General features: G+C 41.0%; 10 protein-coding genes. 7 read left to right on the top strand and 3 right to left on the bottom strand.

Features of this window, described 5'->3' with window-relative positions; translation table 11 throughout:
• Positions 1–2: 2 nt before the first annotated feature.
• From BVH04_RS14785 to BVH04_RS14775, 3 genes are all read right to left on the bottom strand, one after another.
• On the bottom strand, positions 3–1,088 hold the full coding sequence (locus BVH04_RS14785) for a DegT/DnrJ/EryC1/StrS family aminotransferase (RefSeq protein ID WP_086542236.1): 1,086 nt from the start codon (positions 1,086–1,088) through the stop codon (positions 3–5).
• Complete coding sequence (locus tag BVH04_RS14780) at positions 1,069–2,358, bottom strand: glycosyltransferase family 4 protein (protein ID WP_086542235.1); 1,290 nt, start codon at positions 2,356–2,358, stop codon at positions 1,069–1,071. The genes BVH04_RS14785 and BVH04_RS14780 overlap by 20 nt, the downstream gene beginning before the upstream one ends.
• Before the next feature lie 356 nt (positions 2,359–2,714).
• The gene (locus tag BVH04_RS14775; RefSeq protein WP_086542234.1) at positions 2,715–4,166 is read right to left on the bottom strand and encodes an NADP-dependent isocitrate dehydrogenase; all 1,452 of its coding nucleotides are present in this window, start codon (positions 4,164–4,166) and stop codon (positions 2,715–2,717) included.
• 214 nt (positions 4,167–4,380) lie between these two features.
• On the opposite strand from BVH04_RS14775, the gene BVH04_RS14770 reads away from it, so the two are divergent.
• The 7 genes from BVH04_RS14770 (at position 4,381) to gatA (ending at position 12,317) form a co-directional block, all read left to right on the top strand.
• The gene (locus tag BVH04_RS14770; protein WP_086542233.1) at positions 4,381–5,166 is read left to right on the top strand and encodes an enoyl-CoA hydratase/isomerase family protein; all 786 of its coding nucleotides are present in this window, start codon (positions 4,381–4,383) and stop codon (positions 5,164–5,166) included.
• 15 nt (positions 5,167–5,181) lie between these two features.
• The gene (locus BVH04_RS14765) at positions 5,182–6,687 is read left to right on the top strand and encodes a polysaccharide biosynthesis C-terminal domain-containing protein (protein ID WP_086542232.1); all 1,506 of its coding nucleotides are present in this window, start codon (positions 5,182–5,184) and stop codon (positions 6,685–6,687) included.
• 159 nt (positions 6,688–6,846) lie between these two features.
• Positions 6,847–8,574, top strand: a complete 1,728-nt coding sequence (locus BVH04_RS14760; protein WP_086542231.1) for a tetratricopeptide repeat protein — start codon at positions 6,847–6,849, stop codon at positions 8,572–8,574.
• Positions 8,567–9,307, top strand: coding sequence for a DUF4292 domain-containing protein (locus BVH04_RS14755; protein ID WP_086542230.1), 741 nt, complete (start codon positions 8,567–8,569; stop codon positions 9,305–9,307). Before BVH04_RS14760 ends, BVH04_RS14755 begins: the two co-directional genes overlap by 8 nt.
• A 5-nt stretch (positions 9,308–9,312) precedes the next feature.
• Positions 9,313–10,560, top strand: coding sequence for a murein hydrolase activator EnvC family protein (locus tag BVH04_RS14750; protein ID WP_086542229.1), 1,248 nt, complete (start codon positions 9,313–9,315; stop codon positions 10,558–10,560).
• A gap of 113 nt (positions 10,561–10,673) precedes the next feature.
• Positions 10,674–10,871: a twin-arginine translocase TatA/TatE family subunit gene (gene tatA, locus BVH04_RS14745; RefSeq protein ID WP_074223171.1), complete on the top strand. Its 198-nt coding sequence runs from the start codon at positions 10,674–10,676 to the stop codon at positions 10,869–10,871.
• 18 nt (positions 10,872–10,889) lie between these two features.
• Positions 10,890–12,317 (top strand): Asp-tRNA(Asn)/Glu-tRNA(Gln) amidotransferase subunit GatA, encoded by a 1,428-nt coding sequence (gatA, locus tag BVH04_RS14740; RefSeq protein ID WP_086542228.1) that lies wholly within the window; start codon positions 10,890–10,892, stop codon positions 12,315–12,317.
• The last annotated feature ends 12 nt before the right edge of the window (positions 12,318–12,329 follow it).

Below are 12,329 nucleotides of genomic sequence, written 5' to 3'. Positions count from 1 at the left end.
AATTAAGCGAAAAACTCCTGAATAGTTTTAACTACACTTTCAATTTCGAGATCGATCATCCAAGGATTCACCGGCAGGGAAAGCCCACGCTGGCTGAGATTTCTGGCATTTTGAAAATCTCCTCCACAGCGAAAAGGCTTCATATCAGGCAAAATATGAGGGTAATGAATAGATGTCCCAATTTCTTTTTCCAAAAGAAACCTTTTCAGCTCATCTCTTCTAGCTGTTTGAATTACAAAAAGATGAGCATTATGATCTTCTTCCAAAATACCTGATGGAAGTTGTAACTCCTCTATTCCAGTCAAACCTTCTATGTACATTTTAGCAAACCTCTTCCTCAAGGTTTGAAATGAATTAAAGCGTTCTAAAAAGACATTTAAAAATCCCGCCTGTAAAGAATCAATTCGGCTATTTCTCCCAACCAATTCATGTTCATCACGAACCAACTGCCCATGATTGAGAAGCATTTGAATTCGGTCATTCAGTTCACCTGAATAAGTCAAACACATCCCCGCTTCTCCCATAGCTCCAAGGTTTTTTGTCGGGTAAAAACTTAAACATCCCACATCACCAAAAGTCCCGGCTGCTTTACCATTTCGAAAGGCCCCAAAAGACTGAGCTCCATCTTCTATCACATAGAGGTTAAGCTTTCTTGCTTTTTGCATCAAAATTTCCATTGCCACCATCTTTCCGTAGAGATGCACAGGTATTACAGCTTTTGTTTTTGTTGTGACCGCCTTTTCCCAATCAGAGGCCAAAAGCCCATGTGCATCTGTATCCCAAAATACTGGCTTTGCTCCCACCATAACCACAACTTCGGCAGTTGAAACCCAAGTCATTGCAGGAACAATCACCTCATCGCCAGAGCTAATGTCCAAAGCTCGCAAAGCAAGTTCAAGCGCATCAGTTCCATTGGCGCAAGAAATAGAAAATCGAGAATTGAGGTATGCTGAAATTTGAGATTCGAAGGCTTGGACTTCCTCGCCTCCTGAAAAAATTCCTTTTTCCATCATCACTTCAAACTTGGATTTCAAAGCCTTTTTCAGTTCCGAATCCATTCTCTTCAGATCAAGAAAGGGAATGTTCATCCAATAAGTTTGCAAGTTGAAAACTTAGATTTTTACGGCAATATTGCTCGATTCCTGTGGCGGGTTCTGCCTCACCACTTCGCTCAAACAACTTCCTCAAACCGACCTGAATAGCCACATGAGCTGAATGGGCCAACACTTTCCCCGCACCAGATTCTTCCAAAATCTTAGCGGAATCCCCTTCAGGATCGCCCAAAGCCAAGATCGGCAACGTAGTCGCCATGTATTCAAAAAGCTTCCCAGGAATATTTCCCTTCGCATTTTTAGTATTCGTAAGAATCAACGCCAGCGCATCGGCATTTTTATAAAATTCAAAAACCTCTTGATGAGACACATATCCGGCAAAATTCACATGCTCAGAAAGCCATGAATCCGAAGCAATTTCTTCCCTAACATGATCGCTCACCCTCCCAACAAAAGTGAATTTAACTTCGCCTTTTTCCTTAGAAAATTCCTCACGCATAGCTTTCAGCAAAGGCATGGGATTCCTGATCGAATCAATAATCCCTGAATAGACGAGATGTAAACTGCCAGCTTTTTTTTCTCCAACAGAAAAACCCTGAGGAATATCAGAGTCATCAAATCCATTGGTAATCAGATTGATTTTTCGATTGGATAATCGCTCCAAATCAAGTTGGAAAGTAGGGGAAATAGTAGTCACCAAATCTGCCTCACTTAGTACTTCTTGCTCCATTTTCCTGTGCTTCTCCCGGACACGGTTCTGCATGGGAAGTTTGTCAAGGAACTCCCACTGTGACCAAGGATCACGGAAATCAGCAAGCCAAAAAATGTTTGTTTTCCTCTTTAAATCCCTTCCTATCAAATGCATGGAATGTGGCGGGCCGGTAGTTATTATCGCATGAAACTGTCCCTTTTCAACCAACTCAGTCAAAAATTTGACCGAAGGCTTCACCCAAAAAACTCGTGGATCAGGCACCGTTAAATTTGCTCTCAGCCAGATGGCAGCCTTTTCTATATAACCATGCTCCTTTTGCTCCATCACTCTTCCTGGATGTGATTCTTTCTTCCCGCGAATCCTATCTAACAGCTGATAAGGTTCCCAAATAGGGAATTTCATTACCTCAAGATCGGTGGAGATTTCCCCTTCCAGGCTCGTATCTTTCAGGTCAAAATCAGGATTCTCTGGCGTAAAAATCACTGGCTCCCAACCAGCTTCAGGCAGGTATTTGGCGAATTTCAACCAACGCTGCACGCCAGAACCTCCACTCGGTGGCCAATAATAGGTGATGATTAGAACTCGTTTTTTCATGACTGTACAAAGTACCAAGTAGCTTACCAAAAAATCAAATATTTAAAAATAACATTCATTCATTGGGACCTCATTTGGTAAGATATAAGTTCTATTTCGCTCCTTCAGAGCTTTAGTAAATGGAATTAACTTTTTCACCCAGCCCTTCGTGCTGGGCTATATTGGGCTTTCAGCCCTAGTTCTCTTACACAGCAAAACCATCGAGGTCAAAAGAATCTCAAAGGTTAGATTACAAACTGCGTCCTCTGCGGAAATCTCCGTGTCCGCCGCGTTTAAAATAATATTAAAAAAAAAGGAGCAGGTCACCCCACTCCCTTTTACATTTTAAATTCAAAAATTTTAAATTTACAATCCCCTTACTCTCCCTGTGCCAGAGAATATCCTCTTACACCGTCGAAAGAGTACAAATTTTCAGTTTTGATGAAATCAAATCCCAATTCTTCCACTTGCTTCAAAAGCTCACGGATTTGAGCATGGGAAATAGTGGACTGCTCAGCATTTTGGAATCGGCACCTCCAGTGATCCGTGCAGAATGACTCACGCATTCCATCAGGAAACACTTTGATTCCACGATTTGTGATCAAAGTCAATTGGAGTCCGTCAGCATTTGTTTGACGAAGCTTTTCTCCGAGCACCTGAGGATCTCTTCCTGGCTCATCCCAATCCACAAATACGTCAACACCAATCAATTCTTTCTTGGCTTTGGTCACTGGCGATACGAATACATTCATCGGAGTAGTATCCTTATCAAAAGAAGCAGCAACCATGGTAGCAGGAGTTTGACCCAATCTCTCAATCACTGCACTCGCAAACTCATCCGTACTAGCTTTTTTGGTAGAAAGTCCCTCCTGATAAATGTCACCTGTATGGATTCCATCTTCCAGAGTCTTCATCCAAGCATTGGAAATTTTCTCTGCGATCTCAGGCTGGCCGATATGAACCAACATCATGATTGCACCATTTAGCAAACCAGATGGATTTGCGATACCCATGCCTGTGATATCAGGTGCAGAACCGTGGATCGCTTCAAACATCGCTACTTCCTCGCCTACATTTGCAGAGCCGCCAAGTCCTACAGAACCCGTCACCTGAGCTGCTACATCAGAAATAATATCTCCGTAAAGATTCAAGGTCACGATCACATCAAATGTCTCTGGTCGATCAGCGATCAAGGCTGTTCCGATATCGATGATCTTGTGGTCATTTTCTATTTCAGGATATTCCTTGGCTATTTCATTGAAAGTCTTGTGGAACAATCCATCTGCAATCTTCATGATGTTATCCTTGGTCATACAAGTCACTTTCTTACGACCGTATTTTTTAGCATACTCAAATGCATATCGGATAATTTTCTCAGAACCTGGCTTAGAGATCAATTTCAAAGACTGGCAAACTTCCTGAGTCTGTCTGTGCTCTATCCCCGCATATAAATCCTCTTCATTTTCACGGATAATCACCAAATCTGTCTCAGGGAAATACGTCTGGATAAAAGGCGAAAATGCTTTACAAGGTCGCACGTTCGCATATAGACCAAAAGAAGTTCGTGTGGTCACATTCAGCGATTTAAAACCACCACCCTGAGGAGTTGTTATAGGAGACTTCAAGAAAATTTTCGTTTCTCTTAGCGATTCGAAAGCATTTGGCTCCATACCAGAACTAATACCTTTGAGATAAACTTGCTCACCGATTTCGATTACATCGTATTCGAGCTGAGCACCAGCTGCTTCGAGGATCGCCAAAGTAGCCTTCATGATTTCGGGGCCGATCCCGTCACCATAGGCAACAGTAATTTTTCTTTTGGAAGACATATTAGTATAGCGGATTTAGTTAGAATTCGATTTTGAACAAAAGTAAAATAAAAATGTGGAAGCAGGTTTTTGAACTAGGACAAAATCCACATTATCCAAGGTTAAATTACAAAAGGGGCAATAATCGTTTACCTTAGACTTAGCATTTTCTAAGTACACAGTTTGGGAATGAAAACCCTGCTTGTATATTTGTTTTTATACTCAAAGATGAACTATGGCTGATTTCAAAAATATCCTTACTGACATGAAGGGTGGAGTGCTCCATCTGACCGTCAACAGAGAAGACAAAATGAACGCGCTGAATTTTGAGACGCTGGAGGAGTTAAGATCGATTTTTGACGAGGTTTCGGACAACAAGGAGATTAAAGCTGTGATTATCACAGGTTCTGGTGAAAAAGCGTTTGTGGCAGGCGCAGACATAAGTGAAATAGCTTCGCTAAATGAAGTAAACGCGCGGAAGTTTTCTGAAAATGGTCAGGAAATTTTCAGTATGATTGAAAATTGCCATAAGCCTGTGATCGCCGTTACCAATGGTTATACACTTGGCGGGGGCTGTGAATTAGCCATGGCTTGTCACCTGAGGATTGCTACTGCAAATGCTAAATTCGGTCAGCCAGAAGTAAATCTAGGCATCATTCCAGGCTACGGTGGAACTCAGCGATTAACCATTCTGATCGGCAGAGGAAAAGCCAATGAACTCATGATGACCGGTGACATGATCGATGCTGAAGAAGCGAAGACCCTAGGTCTAGTAAATTATGTACTTCCTACCAAAGAAGAAGCTTTAGCAAAAGCGGAGGAACTCATTGCGAAAATATTGAGCAAAGCTCCCTTGGCTATTGGCATGATCATCGACTGTGTAAATTCAGCTTATTTGCCCGATGAAAATGGCTTCCAAACCGAGGCAAATAGCTTTGCGAGATGTGTGAAATCTGGTGATTACAAAGAAGGAACTTCTGCTTTTCTTGCAAAAAGACAGCCGCACTTCAAAGGAGAATAAGCTCCTTTATACTTGATGAGTAATTTCAAAAAACTAGCTGGGCAAACCGCAGTTTATGGACTGAGTAGTATCCTCGGTCGATCTATCAATTTTTTAATGATCATCGTGTACACCCAATACCTCAGCAAAGAGGCTTTAGGTTCGTTCACGAGTATTTATGCACTCATCGGATTTCTGAACATCGTCTTCACCTATGGAATGGAGACTACTTTTTTCAGATTCACTACAGGCAAAAATCTAGACCCAGCTAAAGTTTACAATACCACTCAATCCTTGCTGATCACTAGCACCTTGGTGCTTGGGTCTGGGTTGTATTTGGTTGCACCTTGGCTTGCAGAATGGCTGGATTACCCCGGACAGGCTTATTTATTCAGATGGACTGCGTTGATACTTTCCTTTGATGCTATTCTGGCTATTCCTTTTGCCAAGCTTCGCCTAGAAAACAAGGCACTGGTATTCGCCGGCACCAAAATTTTCAACATTCTCCTTAATATATTTTTCAATCTACTTCTGATTATTGGATTTCCTTATTTGATATCCAATGGAACGATCCCAGAAGGTTTTCTCGGTTACAGATCGGATTGGGGAGTGGAATACATTCTACTTTCAAATCTATTTGCGAATGGTTTGATCATTCCATTTGTATGGTGGAAAGCTGGATTTTTCAAATTTCAATTGGAACGCGCTATCATCAATCCCATGTGGAGGTATTCCATCCCACTACTTTTCATGGGGTTTGCAGGTGTAACCAACGAGTTGCTTTCCCGATTCTTATTTGAGTATATACTTCCTCCTAATTTCTACGCAGGACTTACTGCACGTGAAGCAGGAGGAGTTTTTGGGGCCAATTTTAAACTGGCAATCCTGATGAATTTGGTGATTCAGGCGTTTAAATATGCCGCTGAGCCTTTCTTTTTCAAGCAGTCAGCAGACAAAAACTCTCCGCTTTTGTATGCCAAGGTGATGCATGTGTTTATCATATTTTGCACCCTTTTGATGATTGCCATTTCGGTGAATTTGGAATGGCTGGGGCCACTTTTTTTGAGAAAGCCAGGATATGGAGCTGGTCTATTTATAGTACCTACACTTTTGATGGGCTACCTGCTTCTTGGAATATATTTCAATCTTTCGATTTGGTTCAAAATCACTGACCAGACCAAATACAGTTTCTGGATCACCTTGGTTGGAGCGATAATCACACTAGCGATAATTTTCATATTTGTTCCTATTTGGGGATATATGGGAGGAGCGCTCAGCACGATTGCCTGTTATTTTGTGATGTGTTTGCTTTGCTATTTCTATGGCCAGAGATATTATCCTATTCCTTACCAAACAGCGAAAGGTATTTTTTATTTACTCACCTCATTTGTTGTTAGTTACTTGGGATTCTATTTAGATCTGGGAATTCCAATTCTAAATTTCTTCGTAAAAAACAGTCTGATTCTACTTTATCTGGGACTTATCTTCGTACTGGAAAAAGAACAGATCATGTCGTATTTACCTAAAGGCAAGAAGCTTTAATCTTAATTTTTATAAACAAGGAATCATTTTTGAGCCAATAATGGTTATCAAGCCGAATAGCCTAAAAACCCTTTATCTATTTCATTCATACTTGCAAACAAAGCCTAATTGCATAAAAGGCATTATGTTTGTGAATTCAAGCTGTAGTCCAGATTTCCCGTGAATTTCAAAAGAATACTCCTCATATGTCTACTAGTCTCTCTAGGCTCTACAGCAAGTTTTGCTCAGGATAGACTTTCCAAGAAGGCCCGTAAAGCTCAAGTAAATGAATCTCAAGGCACTCGATATTTCATAGAAGGTGAAAAAAATCTTATACTTAATGATTTAGAAAAAGCCTTTTTCTATTTTCAAAAAGCGCTGGAATTCTCACCTGAAGCACCAGCCATTCATTATAAGATCGCTGAGGTTTTGGTGAAAGCAAATCAAGCCGAGAAAGCAATGCCCTATGCTACCAAAGCTGCGGAGTTAGATGGTGAAAACAAATACTATTCTTTGATGCTCGCTGAGATTTACACCAATCTCAAGCAACCGCTCAAAGCAGCGGAAATTCTGGAAAATCTGACTGAGGATGGCGAAAATAATCAGCAATACAACCTGGATTTGGCTTCTATTTATCTGAATTCCAATGAGATGGACAAAGCATTGGTAGCACTGGATCGTGCTGAAGAATTCTATGGGGTGATGGAGCCGATCACCTTACAAAAGCAGCGGATTTATTTAAACAACAATAACCTTAGTCAAGCTTTGGCAGAAGGTGAAAAACTGGTAGAAGCAAGGCCAGGCAACCCTGCTTATGTGATGAATCTTGTTGAGATTTTATACAACAACGATCGAGTAGATCAGGCGCTCGAGTTAGTTTTTGAAGAAATCAGCAAGTATCCAAATCAGCCTGAATTGCAGATGGCTGCACATACGCTACTTAAAGACAAGGGAGATATCCAGCAATCGAACCATCATCTATATTCGGCATTCGCAAGTCCAGACCTGGATCCTGAAGTCAAATCAAAGGCTTTCATCAGTCAACTTACTGAGATCAAAACCCAAAAACGAGAAATTTTGCTCGATAGTCTGGAGACGTTGATGTCAACCTCAAATCCTGAAAATGCGGATATTTACGCTGCTTTCGGTGAGCGCAGAATGCAGGAGCAAAAGCTTGACGAAGGCATAGACTACTTCAAAAAATCACTTTTGATTAATCCCAAAAACAATAAAATGCTAGAGAAAGTCATTTTGGGATCTTTCGGCGAAGATGCAGATTTCAATGAATTGGAGAAATTCACCACTCTTGGAGTTGATGAATTTCCTAAAAATCCAGAATTCTGGTTTTATGATGGCGTAGTGAAGTCCGCTCAAAAGAAAGACGAAGAAGCGGTCATTTCTCTTAAAAAAGCAATTGAACTAAACGCCAACAAGAATCCGCAATTAGATCAGGTAGCTTTCGGTTCTTTGGGAAGCTCACTTTACAATTTGGGAGAAAAAGAAGAAGCATTTAGAAATTTCGATAAAGCACTGGAGCTCAACCCAAATGACGAGCAAGTCCTGAACAATTATTCCTATTTTCTTTCTCTGGAAAAGAAGAATTTGGACAAGGCAAAAACAATGTCTTATAAAGTTGTTAAGCGATTTCCAGATAATGGCACTTTCCTTGATACGCATGCATGGGTTCTTTTTCAGTTGGAAGATTACGAAGGCGCCAAGAAATACATGGAGCTAGCCATGAAGCATGAAGCGGAGCCGAGTGGGGTGATGCTTGAGCATTATGGCGATATTTTATTCCATCTTGGTCAAAAGAATGAAGCACTCAGTTATTGGAAAAAAGCCGAAGGAAGCCCGGAAGCATCGGACAAACTTTCACAGAAAATAAAAGAAGGAAAATACCATGAATAAACTTTTTGCAGGAATTGTGCTCATCATAGGCGTAGGCCTTCTTTTCTCCTGCTCCAAAAAGACGATAGTCTATCAGGCAGATGGGAAAATGGAAAATTTTTCCCCCGTTTATACCGATTATGAATTCATGAGCGCAAAGGCTAAAGTGGTAATCGAAGAAGAGTCAGGTAAAATCACCCGTGGTAACTTGAACTTACGAGCTAAGAAGGATTCTGTCCTTTGGTTCATTATTTCTCCCGGTATGGGAATGGAAGCGGTAAGAGGCTTGATCACCAAGGAAAAAATCCAAATCCAGGACAGAATCGGAAAGGAAAATGTAAATCTGACATTCAAAGAGTTTGAGTCAATTTATGGATTGAAATTATCACTGGAAATTTTTCAAAATGTGCTCTTTGCCAATCCACCGCATAAGGTTGATTACAAAGACCGATTGGTTCGAGTGGGCAAATCATTTGAACTCACCCAAGTTCGCGACAAAGTCCGCTATTTCTCCAAAGTCGATGTCAATTACAGAAAGGTCTCTGAGCTAGTAAGTAATTCTCTTGATGATAGAGGCTCTTTACTTGCCAGCTATGCTACATTTCAGGAGGTTGATTCCAAACCTTTCCCCTTGGAAGTCCTCTATAAGCTAGCCTATCAGCTCCCTGAAGGTGGGCAAAACACTATAATCCATGTGGAGTGGACTTCAGTCGATCCTCACTCCGAACCTCTTAGCTTCCCCTTCAAATTTTGAATTGCATGCTCCGCAAATACCTTATTCCATTTAGTTTTCTAATTGGATTGATTTTTTTTTCGGCAGTTGATCTTGCTGCGCAAACTAGCATTACACGTGAGCAACTTGAGAAACAAAAAGCCGAAGTCCAGGCACGCTTGTTGGAATTTGACAAAATCCTAAAGCAAACCACTGCCACTAAGAAAAATACGATTGGTGAATTAAATGCTGTGACCAGACAGTTTCAGACTCAAAACAGACTTGTCAACACGCTAGATAGAGAAGTAAAGCTGATCAATCAAGAGATAGAAGAAACTGAGACCAAAATAACTAGTTTGGAAAGTCAGCTAAAGGAACTGAAGGCAGAATACGGTAGAATGATTTACAATGCTTCAAAGCTGAATCGGGGACTTTCAATTGTCTCATTTGTTTTCAGCTCAGCTAATTTCAACCAACTTTATTCAAGGCTGATGTATTTAAAACAATACACAGACAGCCGCAAGCAACAAGCAGCTCAAATCGAAAAATTAAGTCTTGAGCTAGCAGATCAGCGGGTTTTGCTTGATGATAAAAAAGCAGATAAAGAAAAAGTACTTGTTGAGGAGCAAAAAGAGCGCACTCAGCTTGACAAGATGAAGCGTGAGCAACAAGGTATTGTAAACACACTTACCAGCAAGGAGAAAGACATCAAAAAGCAGATCACAGCAACCAAAAAGCAACAAGATCAGCTGAACAAGATGATCAAGAAGGTGATCGAAGATGAGATACGCCGTGCTGAAGCTGCAGCAAAAAAAGAAAATAGCACTGCTACCAAATCATCAGGAAGTAGTATGCCAATGACTCCTGAAGTAGCCGCTCTGTCTAATTCATTTGCAGGAAATAAGGGCAGACTACCTTGGCCTGTGGAGACTGGATTTGTAACTCAGGGATTTGGGACTTACCCCCACCCTACACTAAAAGGAATTACCATGGAAAGTGATGGTTTGGATATTCGTACCCAGCCTAATTCCAATGTAAGAGCTGTATTCGATGGAACGGTCACCAAAATCACGACAATGCCTGGATTTGGTGGTACCGTAATTATTAAACATGGAGAGTATTATACCATGTATAGTAAGTTGAAAACCATTACTGTAAAATCGGGTCAAACTGTCAGCGCAAAAGACGTAATTGGCAAGGTAGCTACAGGTGCAAACGGCGAAGCAGAAGTTCATTTTCAGACCTGGAAAAGCCTGACCGTAATGAATCCTTCGGCGTGGCTTACATCCAAGTAGCATAGAATTGCGTATATTCATAAAAAAGATGAACTGCTTTCCCGTTGAACTTTGTGTAAGCGGATCACAGTTATATCTTTGTAATCTCATTTACCTTATAAACACACTCCATCATGACTACATTAGGATTCATTCAAAACATGGGCGGTGGCTCGATCGTATTGATCGTATTAGTCGTCCTTCTATTGTTTGGTGCTAAAAGAATACCTGAATTGGCTCGTGGCCTCGGACGTGGCATCAGAGAATTTAAAGATGCGACCAAGGACATTCAGAACGACCTTGAAGAGGGGCTGAAAGACAAAAAAAAGTAATCTCTTAAGCCAATAGCATTGGAAAAATTCATCTCATTCGACGAAATCAAAAAATCGCTCGAAAAGAAGGAAACAGACTGTCGATCGATAGTCCAACATTATCTAAAAAACATTGAGACGAAGGCGCATCTAAACGCCTTCGTCGAAGTTTATGAGCAGTCCGCTTTAGAGCAAGCTGATCTGATAGATCAGAAGCTAGCTAAGGGCAATGCTGGTAAACTTGCCGGAATGGTGGTCGGTATTAAAGACTTACTTTGCTACACTGGTCATGAGGCAAACGCTTCCTCCAAAATCCTCAAAGGCTTTGAATCTCAATTCACCACCACAGCTATTCAAAGATTGCTGGATGAGGATGCTATCGTCATAGGCAGACTCAATTGTGACGAATTCGGAATGGGAAGCTCCAATGAGAATTCTGCACATGGAAAAGTATTGAATGCTGCAGATGAATCACGCGTTCCCGGAGGCTCTTCTGGAGGATCAGCAGTTGCGGTTCAAGCAAATCTCTGTACAACATCTTTAGGAACAGATACGGGTGGCTCAGTAAGACAGCCAGCTGCATTTACAGGTGTCATCGGAATGAAGCCGACTTATTCTCGTGTTTCTCGCTGGGGGTTGATCGCTTATGCATCTTCTTTCGACTGTATCGGTATATTTTCCCATACAGTAAAAGATAATGCTCTGGTGATGGAAATCATGGCTGGGCACGATGAGTTTGACAGCACGTCTTCAAGAAAATCAGTATTACCTTATAGTCAACTCTTACATTTCGATAAGAAAGCGAAGGTTGCATACTTAAAAGAAACATTAGAATCTCCTGCCCTTCAGCCTGAGATCAAAGCCAATACGCTTGCAATCTTGGAAAGACTTAAGTCTGAAGGTCATTCTGTAGACGAGGTGAATTTCCCACTTCTTGATTTTATCCTTCCTACCTATTATATTCTGACTACTGCAGAAGCAAGTTCTAACTTGTCTCGATTTGATGGAGTGAAATATGGTTATCGAACTCCAAATGCGCACAATCTGGAAAGCATGTATAAGCTGACGAGAAGCGAAGGATTCGGAGAGGAAGTAAAGCGGAGAATAATGCTGGGCACATTTGTACTTAGCGCGAGCTATCACGATGCATATTTCACCAAAGCTCAAAAGGTCAGAAGATTAATAAAAGACTTTACAGAAAATCTTTTAAAAGATTTTGATTATATTATAATGCCGACTACGCCTTCTACGGCGTTTAAGTTTGGTGAGCACAGTGGTAATCCAGTAGCGATGTATCTTGAAGATCTGTTTACAGTGCAAGCATCCGTATCAGGAGTACCAGCTATTTCTCTTCCAAATGGAAAAGATGAGCAAGGAATGCCGATTGGATTGCAAGTAATTTGCAACTCTTTCAAAGAGGCTGAACTCTATGCTTTTAGTAATTATTTGACCGAATTGACATCATAAACCCATTATTCG

Origin of the sequence: Algoriphagus antarcticus (assembly GCF_002150685.1) — a bacterium.
GTDB classification, from domain to species: domain Bacteria; phylum Bacteroidota; class Bacteroidia; order Cytophagales; family Cyclobacteriaceae; genus Algoriphagus; species Algoriphagus antarcticus.
The sequence above is the reverse complement of the archived record's forward strand: the minus strand, read 5'-3'. Positions and strand labels throughout refer to the sequence as shown.

Coding starts and splice junctions, on each gene's coding strand:
- BVH04_RS14775 (WP_086542234.1), bottom strand. CDS start 4,166: ATGTCTTCCAAAAGAAAAATTACTGTTGCCTATGGTGACGGGATCGGC.
- BVH04_RS14780 (WP_086542235.1), bottom strand. CDS start 2,358: ATGAAAAAACGAGTTCTAATCATCACCTATTATTGGCCACCGAGTGGA.
- BVH04_RS14765 (WP_086542232.1), top strand. CDS start 5,182: ATGAGTAATTTCAAAAAACTAGCTGGGCAAACCGCAGTTTATGGACTG.
- BVH04_RS14755 (WP_086542230.1), top strand. CDS start 8,567: ATGAATAAACTTTTTGCAGGAATTGTGCTCATCATAGGCGTAGGCCTT.
- BVH04_RS14750 (WP_086542229.1), top strand. CDS start 9,313: ATGCTCCGCAAATACCTTATTCCATTTAGTTTTCTAATTGGATTGATT.
- tatA (WP_074223171.1), top strand. CDS start 10,674: ATGACTACATTAGGATTCATTCAAAACATGGGCGGTGGCTCGATCGTA.
- BVH04_RS14770 (WP_086542233.1), top strand. CDS start 4,381: ATGGCTGATTTCAAAAATATCCTTACTGACATGAAGGGTGGAGTGCTC.
- BVH04_RS14785 (WP_086542236.1), bottom strand. CDS start 1,088: ATGAACATTCCCTTTCTTGATCTGAAGAGAATGGATTCGGAACTGAAA.